The sequence below is a fragment of the Nocardia acidivorans NBRC 108247 genome (assembly GCF_001625085.1).
GTDB classification, from domain to species: Bacteria; Actinomycetota; Actinomycetes; order Mycobacteriales; family Mycobacteriaceae; genus Nocardia; species Nocardia acidivorans.
Genome location: NZ_BDAW01000059.1, coordinates 14,485 through 38,023, shown reverse-complemented (window position 1 = coordinate 38,023; position 23,539 = coordinate 14,485). Strand labels below are relative to the sequence as shown.

20 protein-coding genes and 1 pseudogene are annotated in these 23,539 nt (G+C 67.8%); 12 read left to right on the top strand and 9 right to left on the bottom strand.

Translation table 11 applies throughout. The features are described 5' to 3' along the window. Nucleotides 1-59: 59 nt before the first annotated feature. Together NA10_RS26930 and NA10_RS26925 are read right to left on the bottom strand one after the other, a co-directional pair. Nucleotides 60-653: a TetR/AcrR family transcriptional regulator gene (locus tag NA10_RS26930; protein ID WP_067572832.1), complete on the bottom strand. Its 594-nt coding sequence runs from the start codon at nucleotides 651-653 to the stop codon at nucleotides 60-62. A 268-nt stretch (nucleotides 654-921) separates the two neighbouring features. Further along, a complete protein-coding gene (locus NA10_RS26925) occupies nucleotides 922-1,356 on the bottom strand; it encodes a TY-Chap domain-containing protein (protein ID WP_067572830.1) in 435 nt (144 codons plus the stop codon). Nucleotides 1,357-1,505: 149 nt separating this feature from the next. On the opposite strand from NA10_RS26925, the gene NA10_RS37090 reads away from it, so the two are divergent. Further along, nucleotides 1,506-1,703: a hypothetical protein gene (locus NA10_RS37090; RefSeq protein WP_157556756.1), complete on the top strand. Its 198-nt coding sequence runs from the start codon at nucleotides 1,506-1,508 to the stop codon at nucleotides 1,701-1,703. 39 nt (nucleotides 1,704-1,742) lie between these two features. Here the strand turns inward: NA10_RS37090 and NA10_RS26920 are convergent, their stop codons facing one another. Beyond that, nucleotides 1,743-2,603: a sigma-70 family RNA polymerase sigma factor gene (locus NA10_RS26920; RefSeq protein ID WP_067572872.1), complete on the bottom strand. Its 861-nt coding sequence runs from the start codon at nucleotides 2,601-2,603 to the stop codon at nucleotides 1,743-1,745. Nucleotides 2,604-2,976: 373 nt separating this feature from the next. Here NA10_RS26920 and NA10_RS26915 point away from each other — a divergent pair, with 373 nt between their 5' ends. Then, entirely contained in the window at nucleotides 2,977-3,891 is a 915-nt protein-coding gene (locus tag NA10_RS26915) for an oxygenase MpaB family protein (RefSeq protein ID WP_067572828.1), read from the top strand. Here the strand turns inward: NA10_RS26915 and NA10_RS26910 are convergent, their stop codons facing one another. Continuing rightward, nucleotides 3,892-5,850 (bottom strand): WD40 repeat domain-containing serine/threonine protein kinase, encoded by a 1,959-nt coding sequence (locus NA10_RS26910; RefSeq protein WP_067572826.1) that lies wholly within the window; start codon nucleotides 5,848-5,850, stop codon nucleotides 3,892-3,894. 157 nt (nucleotides 5,851-6,007) lie between these two features. On the opposite strand from NA10_RS26910, the gene NA10_RS26905 reads away from it, so the two are divergent. The 3 genes from NA10_RS26905 to NA10_RS26895 are packed head-to-tail and all read left to right on the top strand — an operon-like array spanning nucleotide 6,008 to nucleotide 9,916. After that, entirely contained in the window at nucleotides 6,008-7,669 is a 1,662-nt protein-coding gene (locus NA10_RS26905) for a CocE/NonD family hydrolase (protein WP_067572823.1), read from the top strand. Beyond that, entirely contained in the window at nucleotides 7,666-9,036 is a 1,371-nt protein-coding gene (locus tag NA10_RS26900; RefSeq protein ID WP_067572821.1) for a M20/M25/M40 family metallo-hydrolase, read from the top strand. The genes NA10_RS26905 and NA10_RS26900 overlap by 4 nt, the downstream gene beginning before the upstream one ends. A 43-nt stretch (nucleotides 9,037-9,079) precedes the next feature. Further along, nucleotides 9,080-9,916, top strand: coding sequence for an alpha/beta hydrolase (locus tag NA10_RS26895; protein ID WP_084515286.1), 837 nt, complete (start codon nucleotides 9,080-9,082; stop codon nucleotides 9,914-9,916). 52 nt (nucleotides 9,917-9,968) lie between these two features. On the opposite strand, the gene NA10_RS26890 is transcribed toward NA10_RS26895, so the two are convergent. Further along, a complete protein-coding gene (locus NA10_RS26890; RefSeq protein WP_157556755.1) occupies nucleotides 9,969-10,325 on the bottom strand; it encodes a hypothetical protein in 357 nt (118 codons plus the stop codon). 194 nt (nucleotides 10,326-10,519) lie between these two features. Between NA10_RS26890 and NA10_RS26885 the strand changes: the two genes are divergently transcribed. The 3 genes and pseudogenes from NA10_RS26885 to NA10_RS26875 all read left to right on the top strand — a co-directional run bounded on the left by NA10_RS26885 (nucleotide 10,520) and on the right by NA10_RS26875 (nucleotide 13,267). Continuing rightward, a complete protein-coding gene (locus tag NA10_RS26885; protein WP_218021593.1) occupies nucleotides 10,520-11,359 on the top strand; it encodes a class I SAM-dependent methyltransferase in 840 nt (279 codons plus the stop codon). A gap of 84 nt (nucleotides 11,360-11,443) precedes the next feature. Beyond that, a pseudogene (locus tag NA10_RS38905) lies at nucleotides 11,444-11,812 on the top strand (glyoxalase superfamily protein); the annotation flags it as partial. A gap of 15 nt (nucleotides 11,813-11,827) precedes the next feature. Continuing rightward, a complete protein-coding gene (locus NA10_RS26875; RefSeq protein ID WP_067572815.1) occupies nucleotides 11,828-13,267 on the top strand; it encodes a PPE domain-containing protein in 1,440 nt (479 codons plus the stop codon). Between the two features lie 69 nt (nucleotides 13,268-13,336). Here NA10_RS26875 and NA10_RS26870 read toward each other — a convergent pair whose 3' ends face one another. From NA10_RS26870 to NA10_RS26855, 4 genes are all read right to left on the bottom strand, one after another. Beyond that, nucleotides 13,337-13,705 carry a cupin domain-containing protein gene (locus NA10_RS26870; protein WP_067572813.1) on the bottom strand — a complete coding sequence of 123 codons (369 nt, stop codon included), beginning with the start codon at nucleotides 13,703-13,705 and terminating at the stop codon, nucleotides 13,337-13,339. An 85-nt stretch (nucleotides 13,706-13,790) separates the two neighbouring features. Next, nucleotides 13,791-16,787: a bifunctional [glutamine synthetase] adenylyltransferase/[glutamine synthetase]-adenylyl-L-tyrosine phosphorylase gene (locus NA10_RS26865; RefSeq protein WP_067572811.1), complete on the bottom strand. Its 2,997-nt coding sequence runs from the start codon at nucleotides 16,785-16,787 to the stop codon at nucleotides 13,791-13,793. 143 nt (nucleotides 16,788-16,930) lie between these two features. After that, entirely contained in the window at nucleotides 16,931-18,271 is a 1,341-nt protein-coding gene (locus NA10_RS26860; RefSeq protein ID WP_067572809.1) for a glutamine synthetase family protein, read from the bottom strand. A 143-nt stretch (nucleotides 18,272-18,414) separates the two neighbouring features. Beyond that, entirely contained in the window at nucleotides 18,415-19,926 is a 1,512-nt protein-coding gene (locus tag NA10_RS26855) for an alpha/beta hydrolase (RefSeq protein WP_373862429.1), read from the bottom strand. 261 nt (nucleotides 19,927-20,187) lie between these two features. On the opposite strand from NA10_RS26855, the gene panB reads away from it, so the two are divergent. The 4 genes from panB to NA10_RS26835 all read left to right on the top strand — a co-directional run bounded on the left by panB (nucleotide 20,188) and on the right by NA10_RS26835 (nucleotide 23,534). Next, nucleotides 20,188-21,039, top strand: a complete 852-nt coding sequence (panB, locus tag NA10_RS26850) for a 3-methyl-2-oxobutanoate hydroxymethyltransferase (RefSeq protein WP_067572807.1) — start codon at nucleotides 20,188-20,190, stop codon at nucleotides 21,037-21,039. A 207-nt stretch (nucleotides 21,040-21,246) separates the two neighbouring features. Next, entirely contained in the window at nucleotides 21,247-21,687 is a 441-nt protein-coding gene (locus NA10_RS37715; protein ID WP_245677923.1) for a hypothetical protein, read from the top strand. Continuing rightward, entirely contained in the window at nucleotides 21,687-22,643 is a 957-nt protein-coding gene (gene pip / locus NA10_RS26840) for a prolyl aminopeptidase (protein WP_067572803.1), read from the top strand. The genes NA10_RS37715 and pip overlap by 1 nt, the downstream gene beginning before the upstream one ends. Continuing rightward, the gene (locus NA10_RS26835) at nucleotides 22,644-23,534 is read left to right on the top strand and encodes a CHAD domain-containing protein (protein ID WP_067572801.1); all 891 of its coding nucleotides are present in this window, start codon (nucleotides 22,644-22,646) and stop codon (nucleotides 23,532-23,534) included. Nucleotides 23,535-23,539: the final 5 nt, after the last annotated feature.

The following is a 23,539-nucleotide window of genomic DNA, read 5'->3' as shown; positions in this document are numbered from 1 at the left end:
CCCCCAAGGTTCGGATGGTGAATAAGCCTGTCGGCGTGTGGTTTTCGGGTGCGGTGGAATCAGGGCGCGGTATGCCAGCGCTCGCCGATGACGGCGTTCAACGCGCCTTCGACGCAGACCGGTAGCGACGCCCCCGGATGATCGGCGCTGCGCAGCCATTGCAGGTAGCCGAATTCGGCGGCGGCGAGCATGAGGTGGACCAGCAGGCCGGGATGGGAATCGGTGTGCGGATCGAGTGCCATCCGCTCCCCCACCAGCTCGACCAGCCGGGTGCGATGTTCGGGGGTGATGAGCGCGACGCGGTCCAGCCGATGCGGGGCGGTGCGGAATGCCGCCCGCCACTGCTCCAGTTCGGCGGCGGCCAAGGTGGTGGATCGGGTCAGAATCGACTGTGCCAGTGCGATATCCGCCGATTCGCCGGCGGGCCGCTCCTCCAGCAAAGTGGTGATGCCCGCACCGCCCTCGCGGACCGGATCCAGCAGCAGGTCTTCCTTACTGCGCACGTGCCGGAAGTACGTACTCGGCGAAATACCCGCCGCGGCGGCGATCTGTTCGGTGGTGACCTCGTCGAATCCCTTGTGCGCGAACAGTTCGAAGGCCGCGCGCTGGATATCGGCGCGGATCTGACGGCGTTGCCGTTCACGTAGTGACATCGGCGGTCCTCCCACTCGTGCGCGGCCGCAGGACCTGTCACCGCGAATCACCGTGCGATGACAGTATTTGGTTATGTGACAGAAACTGTCAAGAAGAGACCAACATTCAGGATGGGGGCTACTGTTCGGCGGCTATGGCGGCCAGCTCCCGGACACGGGGGTTGCCGGTGTCGGTGAGGGCGGAGACGCCGTGGCGGATCGGGCGGCCCGAGGGGTCTCCGGGGGTCAGAAGGTGCAAGCCGGTTGGAGCGGGGCGAGGCGCGGGAGTTCAGCCCAGGCCGCGGCGGGCTATCGGACCCAGGGCGCTGAGGTCGAGATCGCCGGAGGCTTCGGTCCAGCCGGTGGCGCGGAGTTCGGCGGGGCTGGCTATGCCCAGGGCGTCGTGCAGGCCGATGACCACCGAGCGGGCCAGATCGACCAGGCGGCTGGGCGGGATGGGCCAGAGCAGGGTATGCCGCCAGTTCTCAATTTCCCGCTGCATGACGGGGGCGGTCCAGCCGAGTTCGCGTAGTCGCTGGGCGGCGGACTCCGGAATGGGTTCGGCGAGATAATAATTGCCGGTGAGCTCGGCCGATAGTCGGATGTCGAACTGCTGGAACTGAACGTATCGGTTTCCGGTGGAGGTAATGATGAGGGTGGCGCGCGAGGGTAATTCGGTGAGTGTTCGCGCCAGCGCTCTCGCGAACGCGTCCCAGTCGGTCATTACCTTTTGTTCGTACTGCCCCCGGGTGCCCATCCTGGCCGATCATACGCCGTCATATCGTCTGGGTCACCGAATAATGATGGCGCACTTGTGATCCAAACCAGGAATGCCTCCTGATCATCGCGGCGGCCGATTTTCGGCTACCGCCGGTGGTCGACGGCGCCGAGAACCGCGAGCGGACAGCACGCGAGTGCGTGCGCGGTGCGTTCTTCGACCGTAAAGCTGTGTCGCGCAAGGAATTCCCGAAGAATGCGTACCGCGCCCATCTCACTCCCATTCTCGAACCCGTTGCACCTGAGAGAACATTCTGCCAATCGCAAGGCCAGGTGGCCGTTAATCTCTCGTGAAGAAACCGCACGCGGGCGATCAATCGGCGTGCGGACGGTTCAGGCCGGTGCGCGCAGGTCGAGTTCGCCGAGCAGTTCGGGATCGGCGAGGAGTTCGATGCCGATAATCCGTCCGCCCGCGACGGTGAAATCGAAGACGACGCGTGGATTCCCGCCCACCGACCAGATCGCGCCGGCGCGGCCGTCCACGCGCGCCGGCCGCGCGCCTTGCGCACGGCCGCAGAACATCTCGGCGACGGCATCCATCCCGCGCAGTTCCGCCGCCGAACCGAAGGCGATGGCGGCCGGGTCCGAGCGCAGCACCACATCCGGATCCAGCAGGGCGAGCAGGGCGGCGAAATCGCCTTCGCGGGAGGCGGACAGGAAGGCCTCCACCACCCGCTGCTGCCGTTCCCGATCACCGGTCACCTCTTCGACGCCGCGCACCCGGCGGCGGGCCCGACTGGCCAATTGCCGTGCGGCGGCGGGTGTTTTACCGAGTACGGCCCCGACATCCTCGAACGGGACGGCGAACATATCGTGCAGGACGAAGGCCAGGCGTTCGGTGGGTGCCAGCGTATCGAGCACGATGAGCAGGGCCGCGCCGATCGAATCGCCCAGCAGCGCCTGCTGTTCCGGCCCGGATTCCGCTTCCGGGGCGTCGAGTTCGCCGAGCGGATCCTCGCGGCGGGTACTGCGCGATTGCAGCATATTGAGGCAGACCCGCCCGACCACGGTGGTGAGCCAGCCCGCGAGGTTCTCGATCTCCCCGATATCGGTGCGGCTCAACCGCAGCCACGTCTCCTGCACGGCGTCCTCGGCCTCGGCGCTGGAGCCGAGCATGCGCACGGCCAGGGCTTGCAGGCGGCCGCGCTGCTCCTCGAACCGCCGCGCCACCAGATCGAGGTCGCCGTTGGTCATGATCGAAGTCTCCTTCGGATGCGGCGGCCGGTCCATCCGGCGCGCTCGTCCCCATGACCGTTCGGGCGGCGCAAATGTGACAGGCCGGGCCAGCCCTCATCGAGGCCGGCGCTACCGCCCGGGACGAGATCCGCGATGTCGGCAACGGCCGCCGGATCGCCACCGTCGTCACCGCGGACGGCACCGCGATCGGCGTCCCGCAGAACCCCTGAGACCTCCAGAACCCCGGAGACGCGGTGCGCCGAGCGCGCACATGCCGAACCGGGGGTGTGACGGTTGCCACCCGGCCGACGAGATGAGAAGATTCGAATGCAACTCTCTCATCTTGTCGGGGCCTGGCGCTTCGACGGGACCGTGATCAAAGGAGATCACCATGACCGCCGCCGTCGCGCCGATCGATCATGCGAACCGGGGAGCCCGGCCGGAGCGCCGGCCATTCACGCCGGACACCCGGATCTGGCAGGACACCGGACTCATCACCTTCTCCCTGACCGCCGGATCGGCGTTCCTGCTGCAGACGATGGAGCCGACCATAGCGGCCGTGGTGGATGAGCATTCCACATTTCGTACCGATCCGATGGGCCGCGCGCTCCGGAGTATCGCCTCGGTCATGACCTGGATCTACGGCGGCGATGAGGCGCTCGCCGAGGCGGATCGATTGCGCGCCATGCACGCGAGCCTCAATACCGTCGACGCCCACGGGGTCAAGCATCAGGCGCTCTCCTCCGGACCGTGGGCCTGGGTCCTGCACACCGCGATCTTCGCCTTCGTCGAGGGCAATCGATACTTCTCCTCCGAACCGCTCACCGAGGCCGCCAAGGAGTCGTACTACCGCGAGGTGGTGCAGCTCATGCGCAATTTCTCGGTGGCGCCCAAGGAGATTCCGGCCAGCTTCGCCGAATGGGAGCCGTGGTTCCGGGATCAGGTCGAAAACCATTTGCAGGCCACCGGCGTGGCGCACGACTACCTGCGGGTGATCCGTAATATCGCACCGCCCAAGCAGATTCCCGCGCCACTGCATCCGGTCTGGCGCGCCGCGACCACGCCCATCGGACGCATGCAGTACTTCTTCACGGTCGGCACCACCCCCGAGGTCATTCGCGAAAAGCTCGGTCTCACCTGGACTTCGAGCGATGAGCGCAGACTGCGCGCCCTGGGCTGGGTCATCGGCCGCACCGTTCCGGTACTGCCCGAACGGATTCGCTACTTCCCCATCGCCTACGAGGCGCGCCGCCTGGAGCGCGATCGTGCCCGGCTGCGCCGGATTCTGGATCTGCGCCCGATGTGATCAGCGCAGTTCGGCGATATCGCGCAGGCACACCCGATCATGCTGAGCCGCCGCGAAGGTGCGGCCGTCGGGGGCGAAGACCACGGGCGGCACCGCATCCGCGCCGAGCTGCGCCCGCGCCTCGACATCCCACAGTCGCAGCGCCGTGGCAGTGGTGACGATCAGCAGCGCGCCGTCGGCGCTGAAGGCCACCGAACGCACCGGCCCGGCGTCGGCGGCGAGCGGGAACCGGATGGACTGTCCGGTGTGCCGGCTCCAGAGCACCACCCAATCCTGGTGTGCCACCGCGAATCTGCTGCCGTCGGCGCTGAAGGCCGCCTCGGCGTCGATGCCGACCGGTTCCATCGGGAGCAGGAGTTCGACCCGATACCGGTTGTCGGCGTATACCCAGAGCCGGGCGGCGCGGTCGCTGACGGTGAGCAGGGTCCGGCCGTCGGGGGTGAACAGGACCCGGCGCACCTGTTCGCGCGGATGCTCGAGGGTGTCGCGGGTGGCCCCGAACGGCGATCCGCGCCGGGAGTCGCCGGAGTGATAGTCACGCAGGATCACTTCGTCCCGGCGGGCGGTCGCGACCAGGGTGGCGTCCGGGCTGAAGGCCACCGAACTACAGCCCAGACCGAAGCCGGCATGCATCTCCAGTTTCCCGAAGGCATTGCGCCGGTGGGTATCCCAGAGCAGGACCGATTGGCTGTTCGAGGTGGCGAGTACGGCCGCGTCCGGGCTGAACGCGGGTATGGACGGCACCGCGGTGTACACGTCGTCACACAGTCGCCGACCGGTCTCGGCATGCCACAGTCGCGCGTTGCGGCCGCCGGCCGAGGCCAGCAGACTGCCGTCCGGGCTGAAGGCCACCGCGTGCACCGCGAGATTCTGTGCGAGCGGATCGCCGATCTGCTTGCCGGAGCGGGCATCCCATATCCGCACGGTCTGATCGTCGCCGCCGGTGGCGATGCGCGAACCCCAGGGGTCGAAGGCGAGCGCGCGCACGCGGCCGATGTGCCCGATGAGATCGACCGCGAGGCGTCCGGGTGGCGGCGCGACCGGCGCGGGGGTGAGTTGATCCAATCCGGTGACCGGCCGCTGCGCCGGATCCGATTGCGGCGGAACCACAATCGTGGGCGCGGAACGCACCGGCTCGCGCAGGGCGGCGAACGCGGCCGCCGCCAGCGCACCGCAGGAGCCGTAACGGTCCCCCGGGGCTTTGGCCAGCGCGGTGGCGATGACCTGGTCCAGCCCCTCGGGCATGCCCGGGCACACCTCCGTGATGAGCGGCGGTGGGGAGAACAGATGCGCGTTCACGATCGCGTACACGGTGTGCAGCGGGAACGGCAGCGCACCGCAGAGCAGATGAAACAGGGTGCAGCCCAACGCGTAGACATCGGCGCGATGATCCACCGCACCACCGCCGAACTGTTCGGGCGCGGCGTAGGCGAAGGTGGCCCGCACCGATCCGCTGGTGGTCACGGGTTCCCCGAGTCCCCGCGCGATCCCGAAATCGGTGATCTGCACGTGCGGCTGTCCGGCGTGTTCGCTCACCAGCAGATTCGCGGGCTTCACATCGCGGTGCAGCACACCTTTGTCGTGTGCGTAATCCAGGGCCGCGGCGGCCTGCCGCACTATCTCCACCGCCTGGTACACCGGCAGCGGACCGGTCCGGACCAGTCGTTCGGCATCCGATCCGGCCACGAAGTCCATTGCGATCCAAGGGGTTTCGCCCTCGGTGCCGCAGTCGTGCACGCGCACGATATTCGGATGCTGGAGCGCCGCGGTGAGCCGCGCCTCGCGTTCGAATCGCGCCCGCACCTTGGCGTCGACACCCACGTGGGTGGAGAGCACCTTGACCGCCACATCGGTGCGCAGCCGGGGATGGCGCATTCGGTACACCGCGCCCATTCCGCCCGATCCGGCGAGTTCCAGCACGGTATAACCCGCGAATACCGACCCCGGCTCGAGTGCCACCGGTTTCCCCGCCTTTCCAACCCCCGTACGACTGCCCGGGTTTCGGACGCCTCGAGCACGATTATGGCCGAGGGATCGGATATGCACCGCCCGATCAGGGACCGTACACCCTGTTTCCGGGGGCTGGTCTGCGCTGACGTCAGGCACCAAGGTCACTATGGTGAGCATGCGGATGGTGGTGTGGCGGGCCCTGGTCGGGCTGCTGCTGGTGCTGGGTGTGGTGTCGGCGCCGGGGCGTGCTGTCGCTGATCAGGGGTTTGTCTGGAGGCAGGAGTACATCACCACCGCCGACGGGACCCGCTTGCACGCGGATATCCTGCGGCCCTCCGGTATCGCCGACGATGCGAAGACGCCGGTGATCATGACCGTCAGCCCGTACCGCTCCCATCTGGCGTACCTCACCTCACCGCTCCTGAAGGGCGGGCCGTCGATCGAGAATCTGCCCGTCGCGACGCTGATCGCCGCCGGGTACACCTATGTGATCGTGGATCTGGGCGGCTATGGCGGTTCCAGCGGCTGTCCGGACTTCGGCGGCCCGAATGAACGCTCCGAGGTGAAGACCGCGGTGGAGTGGGCGGCGGGGCAGTCCTGGTCCACCGGCAAGGTCGGGCTCATGGGCATCTCCTATGAGGCGTGGACCGGGCTGATGGGTTTGGCGGAGCAGCCCGCCGGGCTGGCCGCGGTGGCGGCGTTCGAACCGGTGCCGGATCCCGGCGCGTACCTGTACATGCAGGGCATCGCCTGGAAGTTCTCCGGTAAGCCGGTGACCGAAACCGGTGTGCGCCCGGGCGATTTCGCGGGGCTGGAGCATCTGCTCATCGCGTCCACCCCGGCCCGCTGGGACGATTCGCCGGAGTACCAGGCCAATGCGGTCAGCATCGATCCCGCCTGCTATCAGAAGATGGCCGCGCAAACCCAGAACCACGATGCCTCGTCGGCGTTCTGGCAGGACCGGGATCTGGTGGCGAAGCTGCGCGGCAACACCATTCCGCTGTTCCTCGGACAGGGCTTCATCGACTACAACACCAAACCCGATCGCGTCTTCCAGCTGTGGAATGAGCTCGGACCCGGTGAGCACCGGGCCTGGTTCGGGCAGTGGGGGCATCGCACCTGCGAGGACAAGTGCGGCACACCGCAATTCAGCGCCGAGCTGGTGGCCTTCTTCGATCGACTGGTGGCGGGCAAGGATATTCAGGTGCCCGGACCGCGCATCACGGTGGGGCAGTTCGACGGTAAATGGCGCTCGGAAACTCGATGGCCGCCCGCCGATATGCGACAGGTCCCGGTGGATCTGCGCACCGGGACCTACACCGATCGCGGGCTGATCCCGGGCGCGGATCGCGAAATCTGGTCCGTCAGTCAGCCTTTGGCACAGGACCAGCATCTTTCGGGCGCGGCGACGGCGACCCTGAGCGTGGACGGTCCGCCGCAGGCCAGTGTCACCGTGGAGATGTACGACGTGGACCCGAACGGGCGGGGCACGGTGATCACCCGCGGTATCGCGCCCGCCACCCCGACCACTCAGCTGCGACTGCTGGCACAGGATTGGCCGATCGCGGCCGGGCATCGTCTCGCCTTCCGCATCACCGATGTGCTCGACGATGTGTGGGCGCACGTCCCCTCGCTCGCCAAGGTCACCGTCACCGCGGCACGGCTGCGATTGCCGCTGCTCACGGCGGTGCGGACCGCGGATCTCCAGGGCGGTATCTCCGAGGGCATTCCGAAGTGGACCAATGAGAAGTGGGTCGCGGTACCCGCCGACGCCCTGAACAATGCGACAGTGAATATCGACTTCCCGCCCAGAACAGGTGATCGATGACACGGACCGCGCCCGGCAGCACACCCACGGTGGACGATGCCACCGCCGAGCGGCTGGGCGCGGCACTGCGCTGCGTGACCATCGCGCGCGAGGATCCGGCAGAGACCGACACCCGCGAATTCGACCGGCTCGCAGCCCATCTCGAAGCCTGCTTCCCGCGGGTGCACCGGCAGCTCGAACTCGAGACCTTCGGGCACGCCCGCCTGTACCGCTGGGCCGGGGCGAACCCCGGGACCCCGGAGCGCGGCGCGGCGATCCTGCTCGGCCATATGGATGTCGTACCCGTCGACGACGAACAGGGCTGGACACATCCGCCGTTCGCCGGTGTGGTGGATGACGAATTCATCTGGGGGCGCGGGGCCATCGACGACAAGAGCCGGGTGCTGGCCATCCTGGAGGCCGTCGAATCCGCGCTGGCGGCGGGCGTACAGCCCAGCGGGACAGTGTATTTGGCCTTCGGCCACGATGAAGAGGTGTTCGGGATCGAGGGCGCCGGGCGCATGTCGGCGCATTTGCGCGCGGCCGGTGTCCGCGCGGAGCTGCTACTGGACGAGGGTGGTGTGATCACCACCGGGGTCGCGACGGGCGTGGCCGCGCCCGTCGCCACGATCATGGTGGGCGAGAAGGGTTTCGCCACCGTTCGCTTGTCGGTGACCGCCGTCGGCGGGCACTCCTCCATGCCCGGCCGGCAGACCGCCGTGGGGCGGCTGGCGCGGGCGGTGGCGCGGCTGCAGGATCATCCCTTCCCGCTGCGCCTGACCCCGGTGACGCTCGATATGCTCGCGCGGCTCCGGAGCGTCATGTCCGAACCGCACCGTACGCTGCTGGGCCTGGTCGGGGTGGCGGGTCCGGCGGTGGCCCGGGTGCTGGCGGCCTCGCCGACCACCGAGGCGCTGGTGCGCACCACCACCGCGCCGACCATGATCCATGGCGGGGTGCGGCCGAACGTCCTGCCGCAGCGCGCCGAGGCGTTCGTGAATTTCCGTATCCTGCCCGGGGATTCGGTCGACGGGGTGCTCGCGCACTGCCGTCGCGTGATTCGCGACGAACAGGTCCGCATCAAACTGGTCGGCACGGCGTCCGAGCCCTCCCCCGATCCGGCCGCCGGACCGCTGTTCGACCTGATCGCCGATCTCACCCGTGCGGTGGTCCCGGGCGCGGCCGTCACCGTCGGCATGGTCCCCGGCGCGACGGACTCCCGCTACTACGACGATCTCGCCGTCACCCGCTGCAATTTCGCCCCCATCGTCCTGACCGCGCACGACCTGGAGCGCATCCACGGCACCGACGAACGCCTCGCCCGCGCCGACTACGCCCGGCTGATCTCCTTCAATCGGCGACTCATCGACCGCCTCGCGGAGCGCTGAATGCGAGAATGACCCGGCGGATATTCGACCACAGGGAGCGATGATGACCCGAACCGAGACCGGCGACTTCCAGGGCAGTACGGGGCGGGTGTTCTGGCAGGCCTGGCTGCCCGAGGGCGAACCGCGGGCGGTGGCGGTGATCGTGCACGGGTACGCCGAGCATTCGGGGCGATACGCGCATGTGGCCGAGCGTCTCAACGCCGCCGGCATCGCGGCCTACGCGCTCGACCACACCGGGCACGGCCGCTCCGAGGGCACGAAGGCCAATATCGTCTCGCTCGACGGCGCGGCCGACAATGTGCGGTCGCTGCTGGATATCGCGACGCGGGAGTATCCCGGACTGCCGCGGTTCGTGATCGGGCACAGCATGGGCGGGCTGACGGTCGCCTACCTCGCCACGCGCGCGCCCCTGGATGTCGCCGGGGTGGTGCTGTCGGGTCCGGCGATCGTGGTCGACGCGGGCAATGCGGTGCAGAAGCTGTTCGCGCCGATCGTCTCCAAGCTCGCACCGACGCTGCCGGTGGTGAAGCTGGATTCCACGCTGGTGAGCCGGGATCCGGAGGTGGTGCGCGCCTACGACACCGATCCGCTGGTGTATCACGGTGGGGTGCCCGCGCGTACGGCCGCCGAAATGCTCAGGGCCGGAACGTTCGTGCTCGCGCATCTGGATCAGCTCACCGCACCGCTGCTGGTGCAGCACGGCGCCGCCGACGGGCTGGCCTCACCGCAGGGCACGGATCTGCTGGAGCGGGACGCGGCCTCGAAGGACAAGACCGTTATCCGCTACGACGGTCTCTTCCACGAGATCTACAACGAGCCCGAACAGGACAAGGTCCTCACCGATCTGGTGAACTGGCTCGAGGCGCATATCGACGCCTGACTCGCCGCATACCGGAGCCTCGTCGAAAGGGCTCTGGCACAGCGTGTTCCGGCTATTTGCAGGTGCTGAGGCAGGCGCTGTCGCCGTCCAGGACGCCGGTGCGGAAGGCTTCCAGTCGGATGAAGCCGCTGGGCACCACGCTGCCGTTCGCATCGGAGGCGGCCAGGCCATCCGAGAGCAGTGCGGAGTTGCCGCGGGCCCGATTGGCCGGTGCGGTGACATCGACGCCGAGGGTGCTGTCGGCCGGGCAGAACGACACCGGTTGGGCGCTGTCGCTCGGGCGCACTCCGAAGCGACCGCGACGCGTGCCGACCGCATCACCCGGGACCGGCCCATCGAACCCCACCGAGCGCGGTGCGGTGCCGCCCGGTGTCACCGCCGTGACGTCCTCCGCGCGCTGCTGTTCCACCACGACTCCCCCCACCCCGGCGCTGTCCCGCCGCCCTCACCAGTGACGACCGCGGCATATCCGCCGGAGTTCGGTCGGACAATTCCACCGAAACCCCCGCGACCGGCAAGTCTCCGACCACCCTGCCGCACCTCGCACTGGCGCTGACCTGCGTGCGACCCGCGGGTAAATGACCGGCGCGGTAGGGCATCGGCATGGCACAGTCGGTAGACGTGAGCGATTACCGGGTTCTGAACCGCGACAATTGGGATGAACGCGCGCCGCTTCATGCCGTCTCCTCCGACTACGCCCTGGAGAAATTCCGCACCGACACCAGCTTTCTGAGCGAGGTGGTGCGCTTCGATCTGCCGCTGCTCGGGGATATTCGCGGCCTGCGCGGGGTGCATCTGCAATGCCATATCGGCACCGACACCCTGTCGCTGACACGGCTCGGGGCGAATATGACCGGGCTCGATTTCTCCGCGGCGTCGCTGGCGCAGGCGCGGAAACTGGCCGAAGACGCAAGCGCCGCCATCGAATACGTGGAAACCGAGGTCTACGAGGCGGTGAATGTCCTGGGCGCCGGGCAATTCGATCTGGTGTACACCGGGATCGGGGCGCTGTGCTGGCTGCCCGATATCCGGCGCTGGGCCGAGACCGTGGCCACCCTGCTGCGACCGGGCGGGCGGCTGTTCATTCGCGACGGGCATCCGGTGCTGTCGGCGATCGACGAAACCCAACTGGATCGGCTCGTCATCGGCTACCCGTATTTCGAGACCGCCGAACCCATGGTGTTCGACGAAGGCGGCACCTATGTCGAGACCGTTGGGGTGGTCAGCAAAACCGTTACCCACGAATGGAATCACGGCCTCGGCGAGATCGTCGGCGCGGTATTGGCCGCGGGACTGTCCGTCACCGGACTCGTCGAACACCCCACCGTGCCGTGGAATGCCCTGCCCGGACGAATGATTCACGATGAGCGCGGCGAATGGCGAATGGCCGCGCACCCGGAACGACTGCCGCTGAGCTTCACCCTGCAGGCCCGGAAGGATTGAACCGAGCACGAGGAACTCGTCCCGATCCTGCGCGTCACCGATGCCGCCACCGCACTGCCCTGGTAGGAGCGGCTCGGCTTCACCAAACAGTGCGAGCACCGCTTCGAACCGCATCTCCCGGCCTTCGTCGAGGTGGCGCGCGGGGAGCTGCGCACCTTCCTGTCCGAGCACACCGGTGACGCGCGACCGGACACCCTGCTCTATCTCCGGCTGCCCGATGTCGATTCCATCGCAGCGGAATTCTGGGTGACGGCCGAGGACGCCCCGTGGGCACGCGAAATCGAGCTCCGCGATCCGGACGGCAACCGCCTGCGCATCGGAACGCCGTTCGACTGGACCGCGTGCCCGCGCCTCCGACCGGCCCGCACGGCGGCGATCCCGCGGAACCGAATCCCTGTCGGATTCGGCTCGCTGCGGGAACCACCCGCTCGCTCGCCGCGTCCAAACAGGTGAGGAGGGGAGGATTCGATGAACTCGAATCGATCGCTCGGACAGGCCGAGCGGGCGCAACGGGGTGCGGAGCGGGAGCAGCAACGCGTTTCGGGGGGCGGGGTCGATCCCGACTATATCGAGCGGCTCGAACACTTCCCCGGCATGTCGCACGGGGAGATCTACGCGCACGTTCAGGCCATGGACCCGGCCGCCATGCGGGCTCAGGCCGAAGTCTGGATCGATATCGCGGACAATCTCTCCGGCGCGATCACGGGATTGCACACCACCGTGCAGTCCGCGCTCGCTACGGGTCTGCGCGGCCATGTGGGCGATGCCGCCGTCCAGGCCGCGCGGGACTTCGTCCAATGGGCCACGGACATCACCGAAATCGCGCACAGCACCGGACATCGCATACTCGCCGCATCGTATGGGGCCGAGGCCGTGCGGCGCACGGTTCCGCCGCCCGCGGCCGATGACTCCAGCGCCTCCGCGGCCACCATAGCCACGATGGTCGGCGACCCGCCCGGCGACGCGCACACCCGCGAGGCGGCCCGCGAAGAGCTCCGTCAGGTCGCCATTGCCGCCATGGAGGCCAACTACATTCCGACGTATCCGCCCGCCGGTTCGGGAGTTCCGGCCTTCGGCTCATACACCGGTGCCGATGGTGCGGCATCCGGTGGCGATGCGCCCGAGGGCATCTCGACGGCCGGGATGAATTCTGTTCGCGGCACACCGCACCGTGCGGACCCGGCGGAAACGATTCGCGCCACCGGCGGCGGTGGTGGTGCGCGGCGGTCCGGCAACCCGAATCAGGCAGCCGCACAGGGCAATAACGGGCAGCCGAGCGCTGCCGACACGGCGGCGACATCCAGCGGCGCGCCGTCCGAGGAAGACACCTCGCCCTCGTCAGCCGCACAGGACCCGACCGCGAATGCCGACCGCTCCGCAGCGCTCACCTCGCCCGCGAACACCTTGAACAGTGGAAACCCGCTGTCCACAACGGATTCCACCGATCCGAATCGCGCGACACCCGGAGGTCCGGACAGCACCTTCACACCCCGCACTCCGAGCGGTTCTCCCGACCCGAGCGGATCACCCAGTTCGCGTACTCCGAACCGACTCCCGACCCCGGGTCGATCACTCGGTCCTCGCATTCCGAACAGCCCTCCCGCACAAGCCGATCCGGGCCGCAGCTACCCGGCCCCGCCCGCCACCGGACAGTCCGCCGCCCCGACGCCTCCCACCACCGCACCGCGATCGGCTTCCCCCGCGATGGGTTTCCTCCCCGCCACGCATCCCGGCTCGGCCGGGACCGCCGCGGATTCCGACAGCGCCCATCGCACACCGGACTGGCTGATCCGCAATCGCCAGCAAGAACTGCTCGGCAACCCTCCCCCGGCGGTCCCGGCCGTCCTCGGAGCCGAAATACCCGCGGCCAGAACAGACCTCACCGCCCATCCCGACGCCTTCACCTGACCACACCGGGGACGCAGTACAGCAGTCCCACATTCCAACCCTCGACCAGTGGTCGGCGAAGACCCTCGATCAGTCGTGGGCGAAGACCGAGTACACCTTCCGCAGGGTCTCGTGCACGGTCCAGGTGGTGCGATCACCCTCGCGCAGCACGCAGGCGTCGCCCGGGCCCAATTCCAGGGTCGGGCCGCCCTCGATCGCGACCGTGGCCCGCCCCGACAGCACCACGAACAGCTCATCGGCCTCGGTATCGGTCACCACGCCGGGGGTGATCTGCCAGATCCCGTGCGTCCGCGCGCCGTCGGCGGACTCCCACAGCACCAGCCCCGACACCTCCGGGGTCCCGGAGACGATCTGCGCGGGATCGAGCGGATCCGCGGTCAACTCGGCATCGGGAACGTGCATCGCGAAGGAGGGAATCAGCTGATCAGCGGCGCTCATGAGCATCGAGCCTACTGCGGCCCGCCGCCGGAACGGGCCGACGGAACGTATGGACTACCCGGCCGCCCCATACGTTCTGTAGCCCCTATTCGCCGCCGAAGACTCGCTCGACGACCGTCTTGGCGCGCCGGGTCACGCGCATGTAGTGGTCGAGGAATTCGCTGCCGTCGTCATTGGGCCACCCGGCCACCCGGGCCACCGCGGACAGCAGGGTGCCCGGACCGGGAAGCTGGTCGGCGGGCTTGCCGCGGACCAGGACCAGCGCATTACGGGCCTTGGTGGCGGTGAGCCAGGCATCGCGGAGCAGAGAGATATCGTCGGCATCCACCAATTCCGCGGCCTCGATGGCGTCGAGACATTGCAGGGTGGAGGTGTTGTGCAGCGCCGGGACCTCGTGCGCGTGCTGGAGTTGCAGCAGCTGCACCGTCCACTCGACATCGGCGAGACCGCCGCGACCGAGTTTGGTGTGGGTGGCCGGATTCGCCCCGCGCGGAAGACGTTCCGCGTCCACCCGGGCCTTGATGCGCCGGACTTCGCGCACCCCCTCGGGGGACATACCACCCGCGGGATAGCGCACCGGATCGACGGTGTGCAGGAAGCGCACACCCAGTTCCGGGTCACCGGCCACCTGGCGGGCGCGCAGCAGCGCCTGCACCTCCCACGGTTGCGCCCACTGCTTGTAGTAGGCGGCGTACGCGGCGAGGGTGCGCACCAGTGCGCCATTGCGCCCCTCGGGACGCAGGCCCGCATCGACCTGGAGCGGCGGATCGGTGCTGGGCGCGCCGAGCAGCCGCTGCACCTGTTCGGCCACGCCGATTGCCCATTTCACCGCGACGGTCTCATCCACCCCGGGGCGCGGATCGCAGACGAACAGCACATCGGCATCGGAGCCGTAGCCGAGTTCCATACCGCCGAGGCGGCCCATCCCGATGACCGCGAAGTCGGCGGGATGCGTTCCACTGGAACGAATTACGGACTGTAGCGCGGCCTCCAGGGTCGCGATCCACACCGAGGAGAGCGCCTCGCAGACCTGCGGCACATCGAGCATGCCCAGCACATCGGCGGAGGCGATGCGCGCGAGTTCATGCCTGCGCAGTGAGCGAGCGGTGGCGACCGCACGCTTGGGATCGTCGTAACGCCGTGCGCCGGAGAGGATTCCGCGCGCCACATCACCGGTGGCGGGGGCCAGCAGCAGCGGACCGTTCGGCCCGTCGGCGTACATGCGGATGGTCTCGGGCGCGTTGATCAGCAGATCCGGCAGGTACGCCGAGGAACCGAGCACGATCATCAACCGCTGGGCGATGGCCCCTTCGTCGCGGAGTTCGCGCAGGAACCAGATCTCATTGTCCAGGCCCTCGGAGACCCGGCGGTAGGCCAGCAGTCCGGCATCGGGATTCGGTGTCTCCCCGAGCCATTCGAGCAGGGTCGGCAGCAGCAGCGCCTGAATACGGCCCTTGCGGCCGACCTCACCCGTGAGCGCCTTCAGATGGCCGAGCGCGTTCTCCGGTGCGGCGTAACCCAGCGCCGCCAACTGCCGGACGGCCGCCTCGGGGCTCAGTCGCAGCGAGTCCGCGTCAAGGCGCGCAACCGATTCCAGCAGCGGCCGGTAGAAGAGCTTGGCGTGCAATCGCCGCACCCGCACCGCATTGCGGCGAATCTCGCTGGTGAGCACGCCGACCGCGTCCTGACGACCGTCGGGGCGCATATGCGCGGCGCGCGCCAGCCAGCGCATACCCTCTTCGTCCTCGGGCGCGGGCAGGGTGTGCGTGCGCTTGAGCCGCTGCAATTGCAGACGATGCTCGAGCAGGCGCAGAAACTCGTAGGAGGCGGTCAGATTCGCGGCGTCGTCGCGGCCGACGTATCCGCGCGCGGCGAGGGCGCCCAGCGATTCGACGGTGCCCTGCGTATGCAGCGCCTCATCGGCCTTACCGTGCACCAATTGCAGGAGCTGCACGGCGAATTCGACATCGCGCAGACTGCCGTGCCCGAGCTTGAGTTCACGCTCGCGCATATCGGCGGGCACCAGATCCTCGACGCGGCGGCGCATGGCCTGCACATCGGTGACGAAGTCCGGGCGCTCCGAGGCCGCCCACACCATGGGCATGAGCGCTTCCCGATACTGCTGTCCGAGCTCGAGATCGCCGGTGGCGGGACGCATTTTGAGCAGCGCCTGGAACTCCCAGGTACGCGCCCAGCGCCTGTAGTACGCGATATGCGATTCCAGGGTGCGCACCAGCGCACCCGCCTTGCCCTCGGGGCGCAGCGCGGCGTCGAGGTCGAAGAACGCGGCCCCGCCGACGCTCATCATCTCCGCGGCGAGCCGCGTGGTGGTGGTGTCGGCGGGTTCGGCGACGAAGATGACATCCACATCGGAGACGTAATTCAGTTCGCGCGCACCGCATTTGCCCATGGCGATGACGGCCAGCCGGGCGGGCACCTCGCGATCGGGGCATACCCGCGCGACCGCCACCGACAGCGCCGCGGTCAGGGCGGCGTCGGCGAGATCGGTGAGCTGCCAGCCGACCCGCTGGTACGGCAGCACCGGTTCATTCTCGACGGTCGCGGCCAGATCGACGGCGGCCAGCAGCATGAGCTCATCGCGATACCGCTTGCGCAGCAGTGCGACCGCCTCGGGTCCGGCGATTCCGGCGCGGAACAGCATGGGCCCGGCATTGGGCCCGGTCTCCGGCGTCGCGTGCACGGCATCGAGCAGTGAGGTGAGCACCTCGTCCCGCGAGGGCAATTCCCGCAGCAGCAATCGCCAGGCGGCGGGATCGGCCACCAGGTGATCGCCGAACGCACTCGACGATCCGATCAGCGCGAACAGCCGCCCGCGCAGCGCCACATTGGTTCGAAGCGCCGAATCCAGCGCACCCCAGTCACTTCCGAGCTGCTCCCGCAATCGCATGAGCGTCAGCAGCGCCAGATCGGCATCGGGTGAGCGCGACAGCGCCCACAGCAGTGGAACGCTCTCGACGTTGTCCCACGCCAACTCTCGCAGTGAATCGGCGGCCGACGGCTCGAGTAAACCGAGCCGTCCGACACCGGGGACAGCGGAGCGGGTCGTCGGTGGCCGGACCATGTCGTTCAAATTACATGTCACGTTCTCTGCGCGGTGCGGCCAACCCTCGTAAACCAGACAATGTGGCCGAGCCGAGGCCAAGGCGACTACCGCCCGAAGCCGTAGCGGCTCCGGGCGAGGTCCTGACGTTGAATTCGAGCCGATTACAGGCCGAGGTATTCCTTCAGCTCGTAGGGGGTCACCTGGTTGCGGTAGCCCGCCCATTCGCGGCGCTTGTTGCGCAGGAAGAAGTCGAAGACGTGTTCGCCCAGGGTCTCGGCGACCAGTTCGGACTTCTCCATGTTCTTGAGCGCCTCGTCGAGGCTGGCGGGCAGTTCGCGGAAGCCCATGGCGCGACGCTCGGCGGCGGTCAGCGACCACACATCGTCCTCGGCCTCGGGCGGCAGAGTGTAGCCCTTCTCGATTCCGCGCAAACCGGCCGCGAGAATGACTGCGAAGGCCAGGTACGGGTTGCAGGCCGAATCGGGGCTGCGGACCTCGACACGTCGCGAGGACGACTTGTTCGGGGTGTACATCGGCACCCGAACCAGCGCCGAGCGGTTGGAGCGACCCCAGGACGCGGCGGTCGGCGCCTCACCACCGTGGATGAGTCGCTTGTACGAGTTCACCCACTGATTGGTCACCGCGCTGATCTCGTGCGCGTGCTCGAGAATGCCCGCGATGAACGCGCGCGCGGTCTCGGACAGGTTGATCGGGTCGTCCGGATCGTGGAAGGCGTTCTGCTCACCCTCGAACAGCGACATATGCGTATGCATCGCCGAACCCGGGTGATCGGCGAAGGGCTTGGGCATGAACGTCGCCCGCACGCCCTCGTCGATGGCCACTTCCTTGATCAGGTAGCGGAAGGTCATGACGTTGTCGGCCATGGACAGCGCGTCCGCGTACCGCAGGTCGATCTCCTGCTGGCCGGGTGCGCCCTCGTGATGGCTGAACTCGACCGAGATGCCCATGGACTCCAGCGAGTCGATGGCATGGCGGCGGAAATTCGGGGCTTCGTCGTGCACGGCCTGATCGAAGAACCCGCCCTGATCCACCGGGATCGGGGTCGAGCCGTCATGCGGGCCGGGCTTGAGCAGGAAGAATTCGATCTCCGGATGCACGTAGCAGCTGAAGCCGAGATCGGCGGCCTTGTTCAACTGCCGGCGCAGCACATGCCGCGGATCCGCCCAGGACGGTGAACCGTCCGGCATGGCGATATCGCAGAACATGCGCGCGGAGTGCTGATGCCCCTTCGAGGTGGACCACGGCAGCACCTGGAAGGTGGACGGATCCGGCCGGGCAACCATATCGGCCTCGGAGACGCGGGCAAACCCCTCGATGGCGGAACCGTCGAAGCCGATGCCCTCCTCGAACGCGCCCTCGAGCTCGGCGGGCGCGATGGCCACGGACTTGAGATAGCCCAGCACATCGGTGAACCAGAGCCGCACGAAACGAATATCGCGCTCTTCGAGCGTGCGGAGGACGAATTCCTTCTGACGGTCCATGACCGCGAGCGTAGGCAGTCGGAGTTAAATCCGTGTTACATGCGACGCCCAACTCGCGTCGCGATCCGAGAGATTCGGTTCCGAACCCTCGAAAAGCGGGTTCGGGGGCGTTCGGCCACGCCCCCGAATCACGGGAATCCGGCTCAGCAGGTGAGTCCGGCGGCGGGCTCCTTCAAGTCCACCAGGTAGGCGATCACCGGGTCGTCCACGCACTCCACACCCGAGAGCGAGACGGTGTGGCGATCACCGTTGAACGTGATCAAGCTGGCTTTGAGCTGATCCGCCAGATCAACACCGGCCTGGTACGGGGTGGCCGGATCGTTGGTGGTGGAGATCACCACGGTCTTGGGCAGGTCCGGAATCGAAAGCCGGTGCGGGGTGCTGGTATTGGGCACCGGCCAGATGGCGCACAGCTCCAGCGGCGCGGCATCGCTGCCGTGCGCGTCGTCCAGGAAGGGCGCGCCCCTGCGGTACTCGGCATCCTGTTTGGCGGCCACGGCGCGATCGGTGATCGGCGGATCGTCCACGCAGCGAATGGCGTTGAAGGCATCGGCACTGTTGTCGTAGGTGCCGTCGTCGCGGCGGCCGTCGTACATATCGGCCAGCGCCAGCAGGGTGTCGCCCTTACCGGCGGCCAGTTCGCGCAACCCCTTGGTGAGCGCGGGCCAGTACCGGTTGGAGTAGAGCGTCTGCTGTACACCGGTGATGGCATCGCCGTAATGCAGGCCGCGCGGATCATCGGTGGGAACGGGCTTGTCCCACAACGGGTTCACCAGCGCGCGGAAGCGGGCCACGGCCTGTCCCGGATCATTGCCGAGCGGGCAGTCCGGTTTGGTGGCGCAGTCCTGGGCGTATTTGTTGAACACGCTCTGGAAGCTGGTGGCCTGCAGCACCGACTCCTTGACCGGATCCTGCGACGGGTCCAGCGCGCCGTCCAGCACGAGCGCGCGCACCTTGTCCGGGAACTTCTCGGCGTAGGCGTAACCCAGGCGGGTGCCGTAGGAGTAGCCGACGTAGCTGAGCTTGGCATCGCCGAGCGCCCCGCGGATCACGTCCATGTCCTGCACGACCTCGCGGGTGCCGACGTGGGCGAGGAATTCCTTACCGGTGCGCTCGACGCATTTGTCCGCGTACTGCTTGTTCTCGGTTTCGGCAGCGGCGATTCCCGAGGGCGAATTGTCCTTGGGCGCTTCGGCGCGCTGGGTGTCGTTCTCGCTGGCGGTGAGGCATTTGATGGAGGGCTGCGAGGCCCCGATACCGCGCGGATCGAACCCGACGCGATCGAAGCGCTCGGACAGCCGGGTGTTGTCGGCGATATTCACCATGGAGATGCCCGGCACGCCCGGTCCGCCCGGATTGAAGAGCAGCGACCCGATTTTGGTCCCGGTGGCCTTGATTCGCGAGATGGCGATCTTGGCGGTCGCGCCGTCCGGATTGTCGTAGTCGACCGGCACGGTGACACGGGCGCACTCGGCCCCCGACGGCATCTCGTCATCGCCGAAATCGCTACAGCTACCCCACTTGACCTGCTGGTTGTAGAACTGCCCCATCCCCTTCGGCGCGGTCACCGTCGGGTTACCGTCCACCACCGTCGAACATCCGGCGGCGGCCATCACCAACGCCGCCGCTATCAGCACGGCTCGGTTGGTTCGCATCAAGACCATCCACCGATCGTGCCATCCCGCTGTACGCACCCTCGAATTCCCTTCGGTTACCGCGACGCCGCGCTAGTGGATCGCGCGTGTCGCACGCTTCCGCGACAACGCGGGAGCAATGCAAAGGGTTCGGAGCCGCGAGCACCCGTGAGTGTGAGGAATTGCATCCGGGCGGAGAGCTGCCGCGATGGCACACTGAGAGGCGTCAGCTAAACCCGGGGACCCGGTCATGGGCCTCGAGGATCGACGAAAGGGACGATGATGTCCGTATCCGATGCGGAGACCCCCGCCTACGGTGCCGCACCCGCCAAGACCGCCAAGCGCAAGACCCGTGTTCCTCATCTGCAGCAGATGAAGAGCGAGGGGGAGCGCTGGTCCATGCTCACCGCCTACGACTACTCCACCGCCCGCCTCTTCGAAGAGGCCGGTATTCCGGTACTGCTGGTCGGCGATTCCGCCGCCAATGTGGTGTACGGCTACGACACCACGGTCGCCATCTCGGTCGACGAATTGATTCCGCTGGTGCGCGGTGTGGTGCGCGGTGCGCCGCACGCGCTGGTGGTGGCGGATCTGCCGTTCGGCAGCTACGAATCCTCTCCCGAGCAGGCCCTCGCCACGGCCGTGCGCTTCATGAAGGAGGGTGGCGCGCACGCGGTGAAGTTGGAGGGCGGCGAGCGCATGGCCGACACCATCGCCAAGATCACCGCCGCCGGCATCCCGGTGATGGCGCATATCGGCTTCACCCCGCAGAGCGTCAACACCCTCGGCGGTTTCCGGGTGCAGGGTCGCGGTGACGGCGCGGAGCAGCTCATCGCCGATGCCATCGCGGTACAGGAGGCCGGGGCGTTCTCGGTCGTCATGGAGATGGTTCCGGCCGAACTCGCCGGACAGGTCACCCGCAAGCTGACCATTCCGACGGTCGGCATCGGCGCGGGCGCGGACACCGACGCGCAGGTGCTGGTGTGGCAGGACATGGTCGGCTTCACCTCGGGCAAGACCGCCAAATTCGTCAAGCAGTTCGCCGATGTGGGCGGCCAATTGCGCAGTGCCGCAGCCACTTACGCGGACGAGGTACGGCACGGGGTGTTCCCCGGCCCGGAGCACAGCTACTGAGCCGGTTCGCCCGGATCGAAGTCGACGACGCCCCCGAGATCACTCGCGGGGGCGTTTTCATAGCAGTAAGCTATTAATTCACGGTTCCGCATTGTCTTCACAGACTGCCGTCACAGTTTGATGGCAGACTCGATTCGAACGAGCTGGACCGACCAAAGGGAACTCATGTCGCATCGCCGTTGGATCAGTAGTCGCCGGGTTCGGCTGGTGCCGGTAATCGCCGGAGCCGCTGCCGTACTCGCCGTCACCGCCGCGTGCGGCGGTGGCACCACGACGGGATCCTCACAGCCGCAGGGCTCCTCCTCACCGTTGACGACCACGCTCGGCAAACCCTCGCCATCCGGCAGCGCCAGCCCGACCACCGGCAACGGCTCGCCGCTGAATATCTCCGATGAGGCCGGAAAGCAGTTGTGCGACATGCTGCGCCCCCAGCTCTCGGATTGGCGGGTGCAGGGTCCGACGCTCGGCAAGATCTCGCTGAACGCCAGCGTGCACGAATGGGCGCTGCGCAATGGCGGCATCAACCTGCAGGTGCTCGGCGATAAGGATGTGGTCGACCGGGTCACCACCAAGAACTGCTCGGACGTTCGCGATCAGGCGATTTCGGCGCTGGAGATCCCGAATCTCGCGTCGGGTCTGGCGGGCTGATGCGCACGCTGTATCCACCGATCGAACCGCACGAGCAGGGCATGCTCGATGTCGGCGACGGTCAGCTGATGTATTGGGAGGTCAGCGGCAATCCGAACGGTAAGCCGGTGGTCTTCCTGCACGGCGGGCCGGGCGGGGGCACCGCGCCGTTCCATCGGCAGTTCTTCGATCCGGCGGCGTACCGGATCGTGCTGCTGGATCAGCGCGGCTGCGGGCGGTCCACACCGCATATCGCCGACGGCGCGAGCCTGGAGACCAATACCACCTGGCATCTGGTCGCCGATATCGAGGCGCTGCGAACGCATTTGGGTATCGAGCGCTGGCAGGTGTTCGGCGGATCCTGGGGATCGACGCTGGCGCTGGCGTACGCGCAGACCCATCCAGAGCGGGTCACCGAGCTGGTGCTGCGCGGGGTATTCCTGTTGCGCCGCAAGGAGATCGATTGGTACTACAATGGCGCTGCGGGGTTCGTCTACCCCGACGAGTGGGAGAAATTCCTGGCGCCGGTGCCCGAGGGCGAACGCGGGCAGGATCTGATCGAGGTCTACCACCGCCTGCTGCACTCCCCCGACAGCAAGATCGCCACCGACGCGGCCGTCGCTTGGTCCACCTGGGAGGGCGCCACGAGTTCCCTACTGCCCCAGCCGGATCGGGTCGCCGAGACCGCAGATCCGCGGTTCGCGCTGGCCTTCGCCACGATCGAGAACCACTATTTCCACCATCGCGGCTTCCTCGACGACGGGCAACTGCTGCGCGATATCGAGCGCATCGCGCACATTCCCGGCGTTATCGTGCAGGGCAGGCATGACATCGTCTGCCCGGCCGTGAGCGCGTGGGATCTGCACCGGGCCTGGGCGAATTCGGAGCTGCACATCGTTCCCGACGCCGGACATGCCGCCGCCGAACCCGGTATCACCCACCATCTGGTCGAGGCCACGGACAAATACAGGATGTAAATGAACAGCACAGCCGGTCCCGCCCTGGTCGACGCCCTCGCCGCCGATGTGGACCGGCTGCGCGCCGCCGAACCCGAAGTGCGCCGCGATCATCCGGATTCGGTGCACAAGATGCGGGTGGCGACCCGGCGACTGCGCAGTCTGCTGAAGTCGTATCGGCGGATCCTCGCACGCCCACCGGTCGGCGAGCTGAGCGAGGAATTGCGCTGGCTGGCCGGGCTGCTCGGGGTGGCGCGCGATGCCGAGGTGCGCGGTGTGCGGTTCGCCGAACTCCTCGGCGAGAACGGCGCGCTCCCCGACGACAAGGCCGCACCGGGCGAGAAGGCAACGCCCCGAAACGATTTCGGGGCGCTACTGGTCGCCGAGGAAAGGAAGCGCTACGAGGCCGCGCACGCCGAGGCGGTGGCGGCGTTCGATTCCCAGCGCTACCGAACCCTGCTGCACCGGTTGCGCGAGACCCTCGCCGATCCGCCCTTGCGCGCGGCGCAGGCCGATAAGCCCGCCGACGAGGTCTTCGCCGAGGTGCTCCGGCGCGACTTCCGCGATCTGCGCCGTCTGGTGCGCACCGAACCGCAGGGCGGCGAGACCGAACGCATCGAGCATTTACACGAAATCCGTAAGGCCGCCAAGCGTTTGCGCTACTCGGCCGAGGCCGCCACCGCCGTCCTCGGCGAACCCGCCGCCCTACTCGCGCGGCGGGCCAAACAATTGCAGACCGTGCTCGGGGACCACCGCGATGCCGTCGAAGCCCTGGAGACGCTGCGCGCGCACGCCGCCATGGCGGATGAGCCCGGCTACCAACGACTGTGCGATGCCGAGCAGGCCGCGGCCGCCAAGGCGCTCGAGCGGTACCCGGCGGCCATCGAATTCCTTCGGCACCACGCGCTCTGAACGCG